The organism is Anoxybacillus thermarum, assembly GCF_000836725.1.
Classification (GTDB): Bacteria; Bacillota; Bacilli; order Bacillales; family Anoxybacillaceae; genus Anoxybacillus; species Anoxybacillus thermarum.
This window is the reverse complement of the sequence record NZ_JXTH01000001.1, coordinates 41,848-59,885: the sequence shown is the minus strand read 5'-3', so window position 1 is coordinate 59,885 and position 18,038 is coordinate 41,848. Positions and strand designations below refer to the sequence as shown.

Here is an 18,038-nt window from a genome sequence, read left to right as displayed (position 1 = left end):
TTATTGTTATGCTTCTAACTGTTCACGCCAATGGTGCAGCGTTGTTTGCTCCTCTTTAGTGATGATGCCAAGTTCTGTCGCTGTTTCCATGAGCGTATCGTAGTCGGTGACGGTATAGTATGGGACTTGTTCTTGTTGAAATGCTCGTTTTCCTTTTTCTAATCCGTATGTAAAAATCGCAACGACACCGAGCACGTTGCATCCCGCTTCACGCAAGGCGCGCACCGCATGCAATGAGCTGCCGCCTGTTGAAATTAAATCTTCGACGACGACGACGTGTTGCCCCTGTTCTACTTTCCCTTCAATTTTCTTTCCTTTTCCGTGTCCTTTCGCTTGACTCCGAATGTAACACATCGGCATATTTAACCGCTCGCTCACCCATGCAGCATGGGGAATGCCTGCCGTCGCTGTGCCAGCGATGACCTCTACATTCGGAAAATGCGTGCGAATGAGTGATGTCAGTTCGTCTGCAATTGCCTGTCTAACGGCGGGGTACGCTAACGTCAAACGATTGTCGCAATAAATCGGCGATTGTATGCCTGAAGACCATGTAAACGGTTCGTTTGGACGCAACGATACAGCACCGATCGAAAGAAGTTGTTTTGCGATTTCTTTTTTCATTATTTCCCACCATCCCATTCTCGTTTTAGCCGCTCATATGCTACATATGGATCATGTGCTTTTGTAATGCTTCGTCCGATGACGATATAATTTGTTCCAAGCCGTTTCGCCTCATACGGTGTGACGATACGCACTTGATCGTCCGCATTGTCGCCCGCAAAGCGAATGCCTGGCGTAACGGTGATAAACGATGTGCCAAACGACGCACGAAGAAGAGGCACTTCTTGGGCGGAACAAACAACGCCATCAAGCCCGCTACGGTATGCGAGCGTGGCATAATGAACAACCGTTTCTTTCATCGGGCGATCAATGAGCAGTTCATCGCGGAGAACTCGCTCGCTTGTGCTCGTCAATTGCGTAACGGCAATGCAACGTGGACGGCTCATCCCGTGCGGTGTTCCTTCTTCTAATCCTTCGATCGCCGCAAACATCATCGCACTTCCTCCTGAAGCATGAACGTTCACTAAATCAACGCCTAGTTTTGCCAACCCTTTCATCGCTTGTTTTACTGTATGTGGAATATCATGAAGCTTTAAATCTAAAAAAATATGATGGCCTTTCTGTTTGAGTTCGTCAATCATCGCTGGACCTTCTTGAAAATATAGCTCCATGCCGACTTTTAAAAAGAGCGACGTATCGGAAAATGGTTGTAAAAACGTACGCACTTCTTCTTTTGATGCAAAATCAAGTGCCACAATAAACGGTTTGTCCATTGTTCCATCCCCTTCCCGTACATTGTGAAATATGATCGATACGAAGTTCATCTAAAACATTCGGTAAGTCGCGAATAATGTTTGGACAAACGTACGGGTCGATGAAATTGGCTGTACCGATCGCGACCGCACTCGCACCAGCATAAAAAAATTCGATGACGTCTTCCGCGCTTTCAATCCCGCCCATGCCGATAATCGGAATCGATACCGCTTGGCTCACTTCATAAATCATCCGAATCGCAATCGGCTTAATCGCTGGGCCAGATAGCCCGCCTGTTCGGTTCGCTAAAATCGGCTTCGCTGTTTTCACATCAATACGCATGCCTAATAACGTATTAATCATCGTCAGTCCGTCCGCCCCTGCTTGTTCAACCGCTCTCGCCATCGCGACGATGTTTGTGACATTCGGGGATAGTTTCACATAAACAGGAACGTCCGACACTTCTTTTACCGCCCGCGTCAGCTCCGCAGCGACTTCTGGAACGGTTCCGAATGCGATGCCCCCCTTTTTCACGTTCGGGCATGAAATGTTTAACTCAAGCGCATGAACGTTTGGCGCTTTTGATATGCGCCGAGCGACTTCTACATATTCTTCTACGGTCGAGCCGGCCACGTTGGCGATAATCGGCACGTCATATTGCGCTAACCACGGCAATTCTTCATTTATTACTCGATCTACTCCCGGATTTTGCAACCCGATCGCATTTAACATGCCGCTTGGCGTCTCCGCTACGCGCGGCGTCGGATTGCCGAAGCGCGCCTCTAACGTCGTCGCTTTAATCATAATCGCACCAAGCACGCTTAAATCGTAAAATTTCGCATATTCTCGTCCAAATCCGAAACATCCGGAGGCAGGCATAATCGGGTTTTTTAATGAAAGTCCTGGCAGCTCCACTGCTAATCGGTTCATAACACGACCTCCCCCGCCCGAAATACCGGACCGTCGCTACATACTTTTTTATATGCCGTTTCGCTATGCGGCACGCGGCATACGCAGGCGAAACAAGCACCGATGCCGCAACCCATTCGTTCTTCAAGCGACAAATATACGTCTTGATGTGGAAACTCGTTTGCGAGCGCCCGTAGCATCGGCTTCGGTCCGCATGCATATAACACATGAAACGAAAGGCGATGGTGATGAATGACGTCGGTGACAAATCCTTTCATGCCGTACGAGCCGTCTACGGTCGCAACGTACGTCTCGCCAAACGATGCGAATCGCTCCTCGTAAAATACGACATCTTTCGTTTGAAAGCCGAGCACAATCGTCACAAATACTCCTTTTTTCACTAGTTGTTTTGCCAATTCATATAACGGTGGCACACCGATTCCCCCACCGACAAGAAGTGCGCGTTGTCCGCTTGACAGCGCAGAAACCGAAAAACCGTTTCCGAGCGGACCGAGCACATCGACCGTGTCTCCGGGCAATTTTTGCGAAAGGAGCGTCGTTCCTGCCCCTTCGGCGCGGTAAATGATCGTACATTCATTCGCTTCTTGATTGATGTCGCAAAGGCTGAGCGGACGTCTAAGTAGCGGTCCGCTGTTTGCTACTTTCATGTGCACAAACTGTCCCGGGGTACGCATGCGCTGAACGAGCGAGCCAGCGAGCGTCAATTCATAAATGTCTTTTGCGATTTGGCGGTTAGCGATGATCTTCATATTCTCCTTCATACATTCACCTTCTTTTCCGTCATCGCCATTGTCGAAAACGTCATCGCTTCTAAAACGAGAAGCATCGCTTTCGCCGTATCGAGCGACGTTAAACACGGAATGCCATTTTCGACTGCCTCGCGACGAATGCGGAAGCCGTCGCTTTCCGTTTCTTTTCCTTTTGTTAATGTGTTAATGACGACTTGCGCTTTGCCTTGACGAATCACATCAAGAATGTTTGGTGAACCAGTATGAATTTTATTGACGACGGTTACCGGAATGTTCGCTTCCCGTAACGTTTGTGCTGTGCCGTTTGTCGCAAGCAGCTGGTAACCGATATGGTAAAACCGGCGGGCGATGCCGATCGCTTCTTCTTTATCTTTGTCGGCGATCGTCAACAACACGGCACCGTATGGACGAATGTGAATGCCGGAAGCAACAAGTCCTTTATAAAGCGCCTTCGCAAACGTTTCATCTTTTCCGATCACTTCCCCTGTCGATTTCATTTCTGGTCCGAGCGAAATATCGACGTTGCGCAATTTCGCGAACGAAAAGACAGGGGCTTTCACATATACACCGTCGCTTTCTTCTTTTAATCCGGTGTTGTATCCGAGCGCTTGCAACGTTTCTCCTAAAATGACTTTTGTTGCTATGTTGGCCATCGGCACGTTCGTAATTTTACTTAAAAACGGAACGGTTCGGCTCGAACGCGGATTCACTTCTAGTACGTACACCTCGCCGTCATACAATACAAACTGAATGTTCAACAGTCCGACGATGCGCAACCCTTTCGCGAGCGCAATCGTGTAGTCGACAATTTTTTGTTGAATGTCTTTTGATAACGTTTGTGGCGGATATACGGCAATCGAATCGCCAGAGTGGACGCCCGCGCGCTCAATATGTTCCATAATGCCTGGGATAAACACATCTTCTCCGTCCGAAATGGCATCGACTTCGATTTCTTTTCCGATTAAATAACGGTCGATGAGTACTGGATGTTGTGGATTTACTTTGACCGCATGTTCCATATAATGAAGCAATTCTTCTTCCTTATACACGATTTCCATCGCCCGACCGCCGAGAACATACGATGGTCGAACGAGAACAGGGTAACCGATTTCGTTCGCAATATGGACAGCTTCTTGTACGGAATATGCTGTTTTTCCTTTCGGTTGCGGAATGCCGAGTTGCGCGAGCGTTCGTTCAAATTTATCGCGGTTTTCTGCACGATCTAAATCTTCAAGCGATGTGCCGAGAATGCGCACGCCGCGCGCCGCTAATTCCGCCGCTAAGTTGATCGCTGTTTGTCCGCCGAATTGGACGATGACGCCAATCGGCTGTTCTAAATCGATGACATGCATCACATCTTCAATCGTTAACGGTTCAAAGTACAACTTATCGGAAATGCTAAAGTCGGTTGAAACGGTTTCTGGATTGTTGTTAATAATGATTGCTTCATATCCCGCTTCTTTAATTGCCCATACACAATGAACGGTCGCGTAGTCAAACTCAATTCCTTGCCCGATCCGAATTGGACCAGAGCCGAGGACGACGACACTTTCCCTCGCGGTCACGATCGATTCGTTTTCTTCTTCGTACGTGCTGTAATAATACGGTGTTTCAGATTCAAATTCCGCCGCACACGTATCGACCATTTTATATACAGGTGTGATTTGGGCGCGTTTACGCATTTCATATACGTCGCGTTCAGCCATATGCCAAAGTTTAGCGATCGCCACATCAGAAAAGCCCATTGCTTTTGCTTGTTGAAGAACAGTCATATCGCCAACACGGTCGCTTAAAACCGTTTCGAAGGCGACGATACGGGCGATTTTCGTTAAAAAGAACGGGTCGATTTGGCTCCATGCATGCACTTGTTCGACCGTTATGCCGCGGCGAAACGCTTCGGCGATGTAAAATAGACGCTCATCTCCCGCTTTTCGAATGCGCTTTTGCAGCAAGGCGTCATCAACTTGTTCTTTTAACTCGAGATGATATACGTTCGTTTCAAGCGAGCGTACCGCTTTTAATAGCGACTCTTCAAACGTGCGCCCGATCGCCATCACTTCCCCTGTCGCTTTCATTTGCGTGCCGAGATGACGGTTCGCTGATTCAAATTTGTCAAACGGAAAGCGCGGAATTTTTGTCACGACGTAATCGAGCGCTGGCTCAAAGCAAGCATACGTCTTTCCTGTGACCGGATTCATCATTTCATCAAGCGTTAAGCCAACCGCAATTTTTGCGGCTAGTTTCGCAATCGGATATCCGGTCGCTTTAGATGCAAGCGCCGATGAGCGACTGACGCGCGGGTTTACTTCAATGACGTAATATTGAAAACTGTGCGGATCAAGAGCGAGCTGGACGTTGCACCCTCCTTCGATGCCGAGCGCGCGAATAATGCGAAGCGAGGCGTTTCGCAACAGTTGATATTCGCGATCGCTTAACGTTTGGCTCGGGGCGACGACGATCGAATCGCCCGTATGAATGCCGACAGGATCGATATTTTCCATATTGCAAACGACGATCGCGTTGTCTTTTGCATCGCGCATCACTTCGTACTCAATTTCTTTATAGCCTGCGATACTTTTTTCTAATAAACATTGATGAACCGGGCTCATTTTTAAGCCGCTGGAAACGATGTCGACAAGCTCTTCTTCGTTCGTACAAATGCCGCCGCCTGTTCCGCCGAGCGTAAATGCCGGGCGGACGATGACCGGATAACCAATTTGTTCAACGAACGCATACGCTTCTTGTAAACTATGAACGATGGCGCTTTCTGGAACCGGCTCGCCAAGTTCGTTCATGAGCGCGCGAAATTGTTCGCGGTCTTCTGCTTTTTCAATCGCTTCTAATTTCGTGCCGAGAATTTCAACGCCACATTCCTCAAGCACCCCTGCTTTCGCTAATTCGACCGCTAAATTTAGCCCTGTTTGCCCGCCAAGCGTCGGCAAAATGGCATCCGGACGCTCTTTCCGAATGACGCGCGCAACAAATTCAAGCGTTAACGGCTCCATATATACTTTGTCAGCAATTTCTGTATCAGTCATAATCGTTGCTGGATTGGAGTTGACGAGAATGACTTTATACCCTTCTTCTTTTAATGCTAAACATGCTTGCGTACCTGCATAATCAAACTCTGCTGCTTGACCGATGACGATCGGCCCTGAACCGATGACAAGAATCGTTTCAATATCTTGGCGTTTAGGCATGAACGACCCCTCTTTCTTTTTTAAACTGTTCAATCATCGTCATAAAATCATCGAATAAATCGTTTGCATCTTCTGGTCCCGGTGACGCTTCTGGATGGTATTGCACCGTAAATGCCGGCACGTCGCGATGGCGAAGCCCTTCAATCGTTCCGTCGTTTAAAGCGATGTGCGTCACTTCTAATCTCGTATGAGCAAGCGACTGCTCCGTGACGGTGTAGCCATGGTTTTGTGAAGTAATCGCGACTTTTCCTGTTCCAATTTGTTTTACCGGATGATTCGAGCCGCGATGACCGAACTTCATTTTTTCTGTGTTTGCTCCGCATGCGAGCGCAAACAGTTGATGGCCGAGACAAATCCCAAAAAGTGGAACGTGACCGAGTATGCCTTGAATCATATGAATCGCCTCTGGCACATCTTTCGGATCCCCCGGTCCGTTCGATAACATGACCCCATCAGGATGCAACTGCAACACTTCTTCTGCCGTTGCATTGTATGGGAGTACGATGACGTCGCAATGACGTTTATTTAACTCGCGCAAAATGCCGTGCTTCATGCCGAAGTCAATTAAAACGACGCGATGACCGCGCCCCGGACTAGCGTACGCACTTTTTGTCGATACGCGCTTCACTTGATCGCGTATAAGCTCCGTTTCTTTTAAATACGCGATCGCCTCTGTCACCGAAACGTCCATGTCGCAAATCATCCCTTTTAACGTGCCGTGTTGACGAATAATGCGCGTCAGCTTGCGCGTATCTACCCCTGATAAACCCGGGATGTTTTTCATGCGTAAATATTCGTCAATTGTCATTTCACTTCGCCAATTGGACGGAGATAGGCACGCTTCTTTTACAATAAACCCGAACACGTGCGGTTCGATCGATTCAAAATCGTCTCGGTTTACGCCGTAGTTGCCGATCAGCGGATATGTCATCGTTACAATTTGTCCGCAATACGACGGATCGGTTAAAATTTCTTGATATCCTGTCATCCCTGTGTTAAAAACGACTTCACCGACTGTTTGCCTCTTACTTCCGAACGCTTCTCCAACAAAACGTGTACCATCTTCTAAAATGAGTTGTCGTTTCATCACTCTCTCCCTTTCTGCCAAACAATGTTTCCGTCGACGACCGTCATCGTCGGCCACCCTTTACACGTCCAGCCTGCAAATGGCGTATTTTTTCCTTTCGAAACAAACGTCGCTGGATCAATCACTTGTGTTGTATGTAAATCGATGACCACGAAATCTGCTTTTGCGCCAACTTTTAATTGCCCGCCGTCAAGGCGAAACGTCTCCGCTGGTTTTTTCGACAACCAATCGACAAGCTGTTTTAACGTACATACCCCTTTTTCAACAAAATGTGTATATAAAAGCGGGAAGGCCGTTTCTAATCCGACAATTCCAAATGGGGCAAGGACCATTCCTTCGCTTTTTTCTTCTTCCGTATGCGGTGCATGGTCGGTCGCAATAAAATCAATCGTTCCATCAAGCAATCCTTCGATTAACGCATGTTGATCTTCTTTCGTTCGCAATGGTGGATTCATTTTAAAGTTTGCATGTAGCGAAGGAATGTCTTCCTCGCAAAGCAACAAATGGTGCGGCGTTACTTCAGCGGTGACGCGAATGCCTGCCCGCTTCGCCTCGCGCACGATGCGTACCGACTGTTTCGTACTGATATGGCAAACGTGATAATGACAGCCGGTTGTCTCCGCCAATAACACATCGCGCGCAATATGTACCGCTTCGCAAACGGAAGGAATGCCGGAAAGCCCGTGTCGTTTCGCAAACGCCCCATCGTGTACGCACCCTTTATACGTCAACGTTTCATCTTCGCAATGCGCGACGATCGGCATATCAAGAGCGGCGGCTTGTTGCATCGCTTCATACATCATGCGCGCGCTTTGCACACCAACGCCATCGTCTGTAAAAGCAAACGCCCCTGCTTCTTTTAATGCGGCAAAATCGACAAGCTGTTTTCCGGCTTGGCGTACAGTAATCGCCGCATATGGCAAAACGCGCACGTGCGCTGTTTCGCGAATGCGATTGACGAGCCATTCCATTTGTTGTTTCGTATCTGGCACAGGTTTTGTATTTGGCATCGCCGCAATTGTTGTAAATCCGCCTTTCGCCGCAGCGAGCGTACCGGTCGCAATCGTTTCTTTATGCTCTCCACCCGGTTCGCGCAAATGAACGTGAACGTCAATAAACCCCGGGGCGACAAATTGACCGTTTACATCAATCACTTCATCGTGATCGTCCTCATCCATATGAGAAGCGATATGAGTAATACGACCTTCATCGATTTTTATATCGGCCGAGATGAACTCACCTTGTTCATTAAGCAAGCGCGCACGTTTGAATATGGTAGCCATTTTGTGTCCCTCCTTTTTGTAATGCCCGTTTCAATACAGCCATGCGCACGTATACGCCGTTTTCCATTTGTTTAAAAATGCGAGACCGTTCGCATTCCACAAGTTCGCTTGCGATTTCCACATCGCGATTCACTGGGGCAGGATGTAAAATGATGCTCGTTTGTTTCATTTGTTTTTCCCTTTCGATCGTTAAGCCATATTGTTCATGGTATTGCTCTTTCGTCCAGCCCATTTTTTCGTCGTGGCGCTCGTGTTGAATGCGAAGAAGCATGACGACATCTGCTTCTTTTACTGCCGTATCAAGATCGACGTATGTGCCATAACGGTTTTCTGTATCTTGCCATTCCGGCGGGCTGCAAAATAAAACGTTTGCACCTAGCCTTGTTAATATTTCAGCATTGGAACGCGCCACTCGGCTATGACGAATATCACCAACGATCGCTACATCGAGCCCAATAAATGTGCCAAATTGTTGACGAATCGTCATTAAGTCTAGCAACGATTGTGTCGGATGATGGCCGCACCCGTCGCCTGCGTTAATGATCGGAATGTCAATCGCATGACGGAGCGGTTCAAAATAATGATCGGATGGGTGGCGAATGACAACGGCTTCCACACCGATTGCTTGCAACGTCCGAATCGTATCATACAACGTTTCTCCTTTTTGGACGCTCGACATATCTGCATCAAACGGAATGACTTCAAGCCCGAGTTTTCGTTCCGCCATTTCAAAGCTGCAACGCGTCCGCGTGCTCGGCTCAAAAAATAAGTTGGCGACAAACGTTTGTTTATTCACTTTCCACGTTTCCCCGTTCGCAAATCGTTCCGCTTCATGCAAAATGGCAAGCACATCATCAACCGATAACTCTGCTAACGTTAGTAAATGGTTCATGAAACATTCCTCCTTTTTAGTAAAAAAACACCTTGCCGAGCGAGGCAAGGTGTTTGAAAGCATGAGGAAAGAGACCGTTTTAGTAAACGGATTTCCTCGTTCACACCTTTGTAAGCCTCGCTGGACTTCTTTTAAAAGGTGTGTTATGCAACATCGTGTGTTTGTTCAAATACGCTATCGCTAACTTTCGGACGGCCTGGCAAGATGAGATTTAAGATGATGCCTGTCATCGCGGCAAGCGCCATGCCGTGCACTTCAAATTGTTCCGATACTTTCACGACCGCATCGCCAATTCCAATGACGAGAATGACTGATGAGATTACTAAGTTTCGCTTGTCGCCAAAGTCGATGCGGCTGTCGACAAGCATGCGCAAACCAGAAGAAGCGATAATGCCGAACAATAAGATCGACACGCCACCCATGACTGGCGTCGGAATCGAGCTGATGAGCGCCGTCACTTTTCCTAAAAATCCGAAGGCGATGGCGAGCACAGCTGCGCCAGCTAACACATATACGCTATACACGCGCGTAATCGCTAATACACCGATGTTTTCTCCGTATGTCGTCTTCGGTGGACCGCCGATGAGGGCAGAAATCATCGTCGCTAATCCGTCACCGAGAATCGAGCGGTGTAACCCTGGCTCTTTAATGTAGTCGCGACCGACTACTTTACTTAACACAAGCTGATGACCGATATGTTCAGATAACGTGACGATGGCGACAGGTACCATCAAAAGCACAATATCGAGCGTCACGCGCACATCGTAATGAACGAACGGCAATAAGAAATCTGGCATTTCAATCCATTTTGCTTTCGCAACGCCGGATAAATCAACGACGCCAATGGCTAACGCGTACACGTAACCGACGATAATTCCCATGAGTACAGGGACGAGGCTAAACATTCCTCTTGATAAAATCGAAAACATAATTGTTGCGGCAAGCGTGACAACTGCAACAGAAAAGTGCGTCAAACTATATTTTCCATCTGGACCGTTCATCGCCATGCTGACAGCGACGTTTGCTAATCCTAATCCGATGACGACAATGACCGGACCGACGACGATCGGCGGAAGTAAATTCATAATCCAACGATAGCCTGCTTTTTTAATCGCTAAAGCGACGATGCCGTATACAAGTCCTGCTAAAAAGCTGCCGATCATCGCTGCTCCCGGTCCGCCTGTTGCTTTCGCCGCAATAATTGGTGTAATGAACGCAAACGATGAACCGAGGTAAGCAGGCACTTGCCATTTTGTAACGATTAAAAAGGCGATTGTGCCAAGTCCGCTTGAAATGAGTGCCATCGCTGGGCTCAATCCGACTAAGTATGGCACTAAAATCGTTGCACCAAACATCGCAAATAAATGTTGTAAGCTAAGTGTCATGAGCTGTCCAAAAGAAGGGACATCTTTTACATCTAAAACCGGTTTGTTCATTTTCTCTCTCCCTTTCTATTTTAATAAAAAACCCTCTTTGTCCGCACGAAGGCACAAAGAGGGTATAGGAAACGAATCCCCTTTGTCAGCCTCGCTGGACTGCCTTTAAAAAGGGTGCTTTATTCATGTATGCTCACTTGATCGATGTCATCGACTTCTTTTAATTCGACGACGATCATTTCGGCGCTCGATGTCGGAATGTTTTTGCCGACGAAATCCGCGCGAATCGGTAGTTCGCGATGACCGCGGTCAACGAGAACGGCTAGTTGAATTTGCGCTGGGCGACCGAGATCCATGACGGCATCCATCGCTGCGCGCACCGTTCGTCCTGTAAATAACACATCATCGACTAAAATGACTTTTTGATTTGTCACAGAAAACGGGACGTCTGTTCCTTTCACAAGCGGTTCACGGTCTTCTGTTTTGACCGTTAAATCGTCTCGGTATAATGTAATATCTAACTCACCGACCGGAATCGATGTTCCTTCAATTTGTTCAATGCGTTCGGCTAATCGTTTCGCTAAGTAAATGCCGCGCGTTTTAATGCCGACGAGCACGCAGCCATCAATGCCTTTATTGCGCTCAATAATTTCGTGAGCAATGCGCGTTAACGCGCGCCGAATCGCTTGTTCATCAAGGACAACTGCCTTTTGCATCGTCTCACCTCCGTATCAGAAAAGCTCAAAGCGCCTACCTATCGGCGAAGAGTGCACAAGCCCAACCGAGGGGAGCTCGAACCAAGCGGTTGCTTAGTTCTGCGTGGGCAACAACACCGAAGTATCTCAATGTGTCGCGACCGAAAGAAGGGGCGGAGCGACTCGAGCAGATGGCGCTTGGAGCTAGACAGCTTTTCAGACCGAAAATTTTATACTTTCTTGACCACAAAAAACCCTCTCACCGCTTGGCGAGAGGGTACATGTAGGCATACGTCACCTAAATCCGACACCTTCTCAGCCTCACGGGACTGAATTTAAAGGTCTTGTTCACTTGAACTCATTGTACGTTTCTTTTTTTGTTTTGTCAACGATTATTTCGCAACATATCGAGCAAGCGCTCAAATTCATGAGGAAGCGGCGCTTCAAACTGCAAATATTCGCCTGTGCGCGGGTGATGAAACCCTAATACGCCAGCATGAAGCGCTTGTCCGTCAATCGGCAACGTTTTGCGCGGACCGTATTTCGGATCTCCAGCAAGCGGGTAGCCGATATATTTCATATGAACGCGAATTTGATGCGTTCGCCCTGTTTCGAGTTGACATTCGACGTACGTATAATGTTCAAATCGTTCAAGGACGCGAAAATGCGTCACCGCCTCTTTCCCGCTTTCAACAACGGCCATGCTTTGTCGGTCGCGTGGGTCGCGTCCAATGGGCGCATCAATCGTTCCGTAATCGTGAGGGATGACGCCATGAACGATCGCATGATATTTCCGCGTCACCGTTTTATTGACAAGCTGATTGACGAGCGACTCATGGGCGAGATCGTTTTTAGCGACCATTAATAAGCCAGACGTATCTTTATCGATGCGATGAACGATGCCCGGGCGCAATACGCCGTTAATCCCTGAAAGATCTTGACAATGAGCAAGCAAAGCATTGACGAGCGTTCCGCGCATATGACCGGGTGCTGGATGAACGACCATGCCGCGCGGCTTATTGACGACTAATACATCGGCATCTTCGTAATAAATGTCGAGCGGAATCGGCTCAGGCTCAACGTCTAACGGCTCGGGATTTGGAATGGAAATGACGACTTCATCATCGACATGGCATTTGTAGTTCGGTTTTACTGCTTTTCCGTTGACGAGCACGTGTCCTTCTTTTAGCCATTGTTGCACTTGGGAACGGGACCATTGTTCATTTAATCCAGCGATAATTTTATCAATGCGTTCCCCGTCATGTTGTTCTTCAATCGTTAGTTGAATTTGCTCCATCGCTCATTCCCTTTCGTTTTTTTTCTTCCGTCCATGTTTGGATAAACAAAAGCGCCACGCCAACCGTTAATGCGGCATCGGCGACGTTAAAAATCGGAAAGCTGTAATCGAAAATATACGTATGTACAAAATCGACGACTTCGTTTCGAAACACGCGATCAATAAAGTTACCGATCGCTCCGCCAAGCATAAGCCCAAGAGCAACGCCAAATAGCCGCTCCGTCGGCTGCAAGCGCTGAATATATACGATAATCCCAATGACGACAACAATCGTAATCAAGTAAAATAACCAAAATTGTCCTTGCAACATGCCCCATGCCGCCCCGCGATTGCGATGGGACGTCATATATAACACGTTTTCGATGATCGGAATGCTTTCCCCTAATTCCATATAGCGAACGACGAGCCATTTCGTCCATTGATCGATGACAATGACGACAAAAGCAAGCAAATAATATAACATCATACCCCTCCAAAGCGAAATTCTTTTTCATTTTATCATAAACAATCCCCCCTTAAAAGAGAGGGGGGATGTAGGTTATTGCTTGACAATTGCCGCACAACGTGGACATAGCTCTGGGTGGTTGGCATCTTCGCCGACCGTTGGTGTCACAACCCAGCAACGCGCACACGTTTTTCCTTCTGCTTGTTTGACGACGATCGCTGTTTTTGTAAATGTTTGCGCCTCGCTCGGTGCGTCCGCAAACGTTCCACCGATCGAAAATGCTGAAACGATTAATAGTTGTTGCATATCTTCTTCAATCGAATCGATGAGCGCTTTCGTTTCGTCTGTCGGATATAAAATGACATGCGCAGTGAGCGACTTACCGATGAGTTTTTCATTGCGCGCGACTTCTAACGCTTTTAACACTTCGTCGCGCAACTCCATAAATGCATCCCATTTTTTAACGATGCGATCTTCATCATCCATACGCACCGCTTCTGGCATATCAACAAGTTGCACACTTTCTTCTTTTACGTGCGGAATGTATGACCATACTTCATCTGCCGTATGTGGTAAAATTGGCGCAACAAGTTTCGTTAACGCCACAAGCGTGTCATACAACACCGTTTGAATGGAGCGTCGTTCATGGCTATTTGCCGCTTCAATGTACAACACGTCTTTTGAGAAGTCGAAGTAAAACGCGCTTAAATCAACGGTACAGAAGTTGTTCACTTCATGATAAATCGTCGCAAACTCATACGTTTCATACGCTTGTTTTACTTTTTCAATTAAACGATTCAGTTTAATGAGCATATAGCGATCGACTTCGCGCAATTCATTTATCGCCACGCGCTCTGCTGGGTTGAAATCGAATAAGTTACCGAGCATAAAGCGGAACGTATTGCGAATTTTTCGATACACTTCGGCGACTTGTTTTAAAATGTTATCAGAAATGCGCACGTCTGCTTGATAATCGACAGAAGCAACCCAAAGGCGCAAAATGTCCGCACCGAGCTGTTCCATCACTTTTGCCGGCACGACGACGTTGCCGAGCGATTTGCTCATTTTCCGCCCTTCTCCATCTAATACGAATCCGTGGCTTAAAACGCCTTTATACGGCGCTTTTCCTGTCACCGCCACCGCTGTGGAAAGCGATGAGTTAAACCAACCGCGATATTGGTCGGAACCTTCTAAATAAAGGTCCGCTGGGCGTTGTAAATCTGCGCGTTCTTCCAACACTGCTTGATGAGAAGAACCGGAGTCAAACCATACGTCCATAATGTCCGTTTCTTTCGTAAAGCGTCCGTTCGGACTGCCTGGGTGCGTAAACCCTTCTGGAAGTAAGTCTTTTGCTTCACGTTCAAACCAAACGTTAGAACCGTATTGGCGGAATAAGTTCGATACATGTTCAATCGTTTCGTCTGTAATAATTGGCTCGCCATTTTCCGCATAAAAGACAGGGATCGGTACACCCCATGCGCGTTGGCGCGAAATGCACCAGTCACCGCGATCGCGAATCATGTTATGGATGCGAATTTCACCCCATGCTGGCACCCATTTCGTTTCTTCCACCGCTTGCAACAGTTGCTCGCGAATTTTATCGATGGAAGCAAACCATTGTGCCGTCGCACGGAAAATGGTCGGTTGCTTCGTGCGCCAATCGTGCGGATACGAGTGTGTAATAAACGATAGTTTTAACAGGGCGCCTACTTCTTGTAGTTTTTCCGTAATCGCTTTGTTCGCCTCATCGTAAAACATGCCGGCAAATCCTGGCGCTTCTTCTGTCATATAGCCGCGCTCGTCAACTGGACAAAGCACGCCTAAACCGTATTTTTGCCCGACGATAAAGTCGTCTTCCCCGTGTCCTGGAGCTGTATGAACGCAACCTGTTCCAGCGTCCGTTGTGACGTGTTCGCCACAAATGACGAGCGAATCGCGGTCGTAAAACGGATGTTTCGCCACGACGTACTCAAGCTCGCTTCCTTTGACTGTTTTTAATACTGTCACATGTTCCCAACCAATTTCTTTTTGCACGGATGAAAGCAACTCGGATGCAACGACATATTTACGACCATCTGCTTCAACAACGCTATATTGCAGCTCTGGATGAACAGCGATGCCTAAGTTCGCTGGAATCGTCCATGGCGTTGTCGTCCAAATGACGATATGTTCATCGCCATCAAGCACACCTTTTCCGTCTTTCACAGGAAAAGCGACGTAAATAGACGGCGACCGTTTATCTTTATACTCAATTTCTGCTTCCGCAAGCGCTGATTCGCTTGATGGAGACCAATATACTGGCTTTAACCCTTTGTAAATTAACCCTTTTTTCGCCATTTCGCCAAACACTTTAATTTGTTGTGCTTCGTATTCTGGCGTTAACGTAATGTAAGGATTGTCCCAGTCGCCGCGCACGCCAAGTCGTTTAAATTGCTCGCGCTGACGGTCAATTTGCTCATATGCATATTGCTCACATAATTTTCGAAATTCAGCAACGCTCATTTCTTTTCGATTGACGCCTTTATTTTTCGTAAGCGCCGTTTCAATTGGCAATCCGTGCGTATCCCACCCCGGCACGTACGGTGCACAGTAGCCGCTCATCGATTTATAGCGAACGATGAAATCTTTTAAAATTTTATTGAGCGCATGACCCATATGAATGTCACCGTTTGCATACGGCGGTCCGTCATGTAGCACAAACAACGGACGATCTTTCGTGCGCTCTTGCACTTTACGGTAAATGTCCATCTCTTCCCATTTTGCTTGTATTTGCGGTTCGCGTTGCGGAAGATTGCCACGCATCGGGAAATCAGTCTTTGGCATGAGTAACGTATCTTTGTAATCCATGATGTTAAAACCTCCTTTATGTATGAAAATAAAAAAACCTTCTCATGCCCAAAAGGGACGAGAAGGTCTCGCGGTACCACCCTTATTGACTATGTTCCCATAGTCCACTCAACATTCGTAACGGGAATGACGCGCCGTGTCCTACTACTCATTCGGCACGGAACTCCGGGGTGATTTTCATTCCTTCGCTTATGCCGAGCTTCCACCACCCTCGACTCGCTGGAATAAGCTGTTGAAAGAACTACTGTCCCCTTCATCGTTTTTTCTTGTATAACTGTAATCGATATTATAGGCAATAACAACGCCGCTCGTCAAGACTCTGCTATTTCTTGTATTTCTTCATCATCAAGCTTATAATCTAATAAATGATCCCAGTCACCGTTGTTTAGCATATCAAGCTGTGCTTCAATTAACATTTTAAAACGATTGCGGAACACTTTCGCTTGACGCTTTAATTCTTCGACTTCCATCGCAATTTTCCGCGTTTTTGCAAGCGCTTCGCTAATGATGCGATCCGCGTTTTTCTCCGCTTCTTTAATGATGAGCTTCGCTTCTTTTTGGGCGTTTCGCTTCACTTCTTCCGCTGTTTCTTGCGCGATCAAAATCGATTTATTTAACGTTTCTTCAATATTTGTAAAATAGTTGAGCCTTTCTGTCAGCTCTCTCACTTTTTCTTCAAGCTGTTTTTTTTCACGCAAAATCATTTCGTAGTCTTTAATGACTTGATCTAAAAACTCGTTTACTTCATCTTCATCATATCCGCGAAAGCCCCGGCTAAATTCTTTATTATGAATATCTAACGGCGTTAACGGCATGTGGCCCACCTCCATCTTATGTACGTATGTGTTCATTCGACATGTCTCGCGAAAATCCTGCTTTTATTTTGCTTTTTCGACAACGATGCGCCATTTTTCTTTTTTTGTTTGACCAGCAATCGTTTGTAGTCGGCAACGACCGTACCCGCGCAGCGACAATAAATCGCCTTCTCGGCATTCCATATGCGCTTGGTCAACCGTTTTCCAGTTGACTTTCGCGAAGCTTTGTTCAATAAGCGCTTGCGCTTTTTGGCGCGATATGCGGAAACATTGGGCTAAAATGGCGTCAAGCCGCAAAGAAGAAACGGTCAACGTCTCTTCTTCCCATTCTTCTTTCACATCAAGAAGTTTGGAGAGCGGTTGTTCTTCTAGTAACACTTTTGCTTTTCCAATCGAAGTCACGTTCATTTTTACAAACGACGCAATTTCTTTGGCGACGACAAACTGAATGACATCTTCAACGATGACGATGTCGCCAAACTTTTCACGCTTTACACCGAGCGACAATAAGGCACCAAGCACATCGCGGTGCCCAAGCGTCACAAACTTTTTCGGATAGCGAACGGAAAACAACGATAATTGAAAATCATCTTCATTCGGTTGCAAGTACGGCGGGTATAGTAATGCACGCTTTCGCTCTACCGACGATGAACCGCCAAAAAAAGCAACGTGCACCTCATCGTGATTGCCGACAATCGAGCGGACGATTTGTTGTTCACGCGGAGTTAAAAAATCTGTGAGTTTCGGAGCATATTGTTCCGTCACGAGCCGCTTCCATTCGCAAACGAGATCAATAAAATGATGCTCTTCCTTTCGAAAATGTTGATAAATGTCCATTACAACCCTCGACTTACCATATCGACTAATCCATAAACCCCTGCCGTCGCAAAGCGTAAAACGAGCAAGGCGACGATCGGAGAAATGTCGATCATGCCAATCGGCGGAATGAAGCGGCGAAACGGCTCTAAATACGGCTCACAAATATTGGCGAAAAACTGTCCCACTTTCGTTTCGCGCGCATTCGGAAACCAAGACATTAAAATGTAAATGATGATCGCATACGAATATACTTCAATGACTGTTGCTAAAAAGTTTGCCATTTGATACA

At 47.1% G+C, this 18,038-nt stretch carries 16 protein-coding genes and 1 other annotated feature; all 16 genes read right to left on the bottom strand.

Translation table 11 applies throughout. The features are described from left to right. Positions 1–6 precede the first annotated feature (6 nt). The gene (gene pyrE / locus LH47_RS00330) at positions 7–621 is read right to left on the bottom strand and encodes an orotate phosphoribosyltransferase (RefSeq protein ID WP_043963642.1); all 615 of its coding nucleotides are present in this window, start codon (positions 619–621) and stop codon (positions 7–9) included. Continuing rightward, positions 621–1,334, bottom strand: coding sequence for an orotidine-5'-phosphate decarboxylase (pyrF, locus tag LH47_RS00325; protein ID WP_043963640.1), 714 nt, complete (start codon positions 1,332–1,334; stop codon positions 621–623). The genes pyrE and pyrF overlap by 1 nt, the downstream gene beginning before the upstream one ends. Continuing rightward, entirely contained in the window at positions 1,306–2,244 is a 939-nt protein-coding gene (locus tag LH47_RS00320) for a dihydroorotate dehydrogenase (RefSeq protein ID WP_043963637.1), read from the bottom strand. Before LH47_RS00320 ends, pyrF begins: the two co-directional genes overlap by 29 nt. Next, a complete protein-coding gene (locus LH47_RS00315) occupies positions 2,241–3,005 on the bottom strand; it encodes a dihydroorotate dehydrogenase electron transfer subunit (protein WP_043963634.1) in 765 nt (254 codons plus the stop codon). The genes LH47_RS00320 and LH47_RS00315 overlap by 4 nt, the downstream gene beginning before the upstream one ends. Then, positions 3,002–6,193, bottom strand: coding sequence for a carbamoyl-phosphate synthase large subunit (carB, locus tag LH47_RS00310; RefSeq protein ID WP_043963633.1), 3,192 nt, complete (start codon positions 6,191–6,193; stop codon positions 3,002–3,004). The genes LH47_RS00315 and carB overlap by 4 nt, the downstream gene beginning before the upstream one ends. Next, positions 6,186–7,280, bottom strand: a complete 1,095-nt coding sequence (locus LH47_RS00305; RefSeq protein ID WP_043963631.1) for a carbamoyl phosphate synthase small subunit — start codon at positions 7,278–7,280, stop codon at positions 6,186–6,188. The genes carB and LH47_RS00305 overlap by 8 nt, the downstream gene beginning before the upstream one ends. After that, complete coding sequence (locus LH47_RS00300) at positions 7,280–8,563, bottom strand: dihydroorotase (RefSeq protein ID WP_043963629.1); 1,284 nt, start codon at positions 8,561–8,563, stop codon at positions 7,280–7,282. Before LH47_RS00300 ends, LH47_RS00305 begins: the two co-directional genes overlap by 1 nt. Further along, positions 8,529–9,455, bottom strand: coding sequence for an aspartate carbamoyltransferase catalytic subunit (locus LH47_RS00295; RefSeq protein WP_043963627.1), 927 nt, complete (start codon positions 9,453–9,455; stop codon positions 8,529–8,531). The genes LH47_RS00300 and LH47_RS00295 overlap by 35 nt, the downstream gene beginning before the upstream one ends. Positions 9,456–9,598: 143 nt before the next feature. Then, on the bottom strand, positions 9,599–10,891 hold the full coding sequence (locus tag LH47_RS00290) for a solute carrier family 23 protein (RefSeq protein ID WP_043963625.1): 1,293 nt from the start codon (positions 10,889–10,891) through the stop codon (positions 9,599–9,601). A 119-nt stretch (positions 10,892–11,010) separates the two neighbouring features. Next, positions 11,011–11,547 carry a bifunctional pyr operon transcriptional regulator/uracil phosphoribosyltransferase PyrR gene (gene pyrR / locus LH47_RS00285; protein ID WP_021094892.1) on the bottom strand — a complete coding sequence of 179 codons (537 nt, stop codon included), beginning with the start codon at positions 11,545–11,547 and terminating at the stop codon, positions 11,011–11,013. A gap of 364 nt (positions 11,548–11,911) precedes the next feature. Continuing rightward, a complete protein-coding gene (locus LH47_RS00280) occupies positions 11,912–12,823 on the bottom strand; it encodes an RluA family pseudouridine synthase (RefSeq protein ID WP_043963622.1) in 912 nt (303 codons plus the stop codon). Continuing rightward, positions 12,798–13,289 (bottom strand): signal peptidase II, encoded by a 492-nt coding sequence (lspA, locus tag LH47_RS00275; protein WP_084221216.1) that lies wholly within the window; start codon positions 13,287–13,289, stop codon positions 12,798–12,800. The genes LH47_RS00280 and lspA overlap by 26 nt, the downstream gene beginning before the upstream one ends. 72 nt (positions 13,290–13,361) lie before the next feature. After that, positions 13,362–16,115 (bottom strand): isoleucine--tRNA ligase, encoded by a 2,754-nt coding sequence (gene ileS / locus LH47_RS00270; protein ID WP_043963618.1) that lies wholly within the window; start codon positions 16,113–16,115, stop codon positions 13,362–13,364. A gap of 50 nt (positions 16,116–16,165) precedes the next feature. Continuing rightward, positions 16,166–16,381, bottom strand: a binding site (T-box leader). A 45-nt stretch (positions 16,382–16,426) separates the two neighbouring features. Beyond that, positions 16,427–16,930: a DivIVA domain-containing protein gene (locus tag LH47_RS00265; protein ID WP_009373553.1), complete on the bottom strand. Its 504-nt coding sequence runs from the start codon at positions 16,928–16,930 to the stop codon at positions 16,427–16,429. 63 nt (positions 16,931–16,993) lie between these two features. Continuing rightward, complete coding sequence (locus LH47_RS00260; protein ID WP_043963613.1) at positions 16,994–17,767, bottom strand: YlmH family RNA-binding protein; 774 nt, start codon at positions 17,765–17,767, stop codon at positions 16,994–16,996. After that, positions 17,767–18,030, bottom strand: coding sequence for a YggT family protein (locus LH47_RS00255; protein ID WP_043963722.1), 264 nt, complete (start codon positions 18,028–18,030; stop codon positions 17,767–17,769). The genes LH47_RS00260 and LH47_RS00255 overlap by 1 nt, the downstream gene beginning before the upstream one ends. Positions 18,031–18,038 lie beyond the last annotated feature (8 nt).

Bases quoted from the DNA above. Each gene is read 5' to 3' on its own strand.
- pyrE (WP_043963642.1), bottom strand. From the start codon at position 621: ATGAAAAAAGAAATCGCAAAACAACTTCTTTCGATCGGTGCTGTATCG.
- pyrF (WP_043963640.1), bottom strand. From the start codon at position 1,334: ATGGACAAACCGTTTATTGTGGCACTTGATTTTGCATCAAAAGAAGAA.
- LH47_RS00320 (WP_043963637.1), bottom strand. From the start codon at position 2,244: ATGAACCGATTAGCAGTGGAGCTGCCAGGACTTTCATTAAAAAACCCG.
- LH47_RS00315 (WP_043963634.1), bottom strand. From the start codon at position 3,005: ATGAAGGAGAATATGAAGATCATCGCTAACCGCCAAATCGCAAAAGAC.
- carB (WP_043963633.1), bottom strand. From the start codon at position 6,193: ATGCCTAAACGCCAAGATATTGAAACGATTCTTGTCATCGGTTCAGGG.
- LH47_RS00305 (WP_043963631.1), bottom strand. From the start codon at position 7,280: ATGAAACGACAACTCATTTTAGAAGATGGTACACGTTTTGTTGGAGAA.
- LH47_RS00300 (WP_043963629.1), bottom strand. From the start codon at position 8,563: ATGGCTACCATATTCAAACGTGCGCGCTTGCTTAATGAACAAGGTGAG.
- LH47_RS00295 (WP_043963627.1), bottom strand. From the start codon at position 9,455: ATGAACCATTTACTAACGTTAGCAGAGTTATCGGTTGATGATGTGCTT.
- LH47_RS00290 (WP_043963625.1), bottom strand. From the start codon at position 10,891: ATGAACAAACCGGTTTTAGATGTAAAAGATGTCCCTTCTTTTGGACAG.
- pyrR (WP_021094892.1), bottom strand. From the start codon at position 11,547: ATGCAAAAGGCAGTTGTCCTTGATGAACAAGCGATTCGGCGCGCGTTA.
- LH47_RS00280 (WP_043963622.1), bottom strand. From the start codon at position 12,823: ATGGAGCAAATTCAACTAACGATTGAAGAACAACATGACGGGGAACGC.
- lspA (WP_084221216.1), bottom strand. From the start codon at position 13,289: ATGATGTTATATTATTTGCTTGCTTTTGTCGTCATTGTCATCGATCAA.
- ileS (WP_043963618.1), bottom strand. From the start codon at position 16,115: ATGGATTACAAAGATACGTTACTCATGCCAAAGACTGATTTCCCGATG.
- LH47_RS00265 (WP_009373553.1), bottom strand. From the start codon at position 16,930: ATGCCGTTAACGCCGTTAGATATTCATAATAAAGAATTTAGCCGGGGC.
- LH47_RS00260 (WP_043963613.1), bottom strand. From the start codon at position 17,767: ATGGACATTTATCAACATTTTCGAAAGGAAGAGCATCATTTTATTGAT.
- LH47_RS00255 (WP_043963722.1), bottom strand. From the start codon at position 18,030: ATGGCAAACTTTTTAGCAACAGTCATTGAAGTATATTCGTATGCGATC.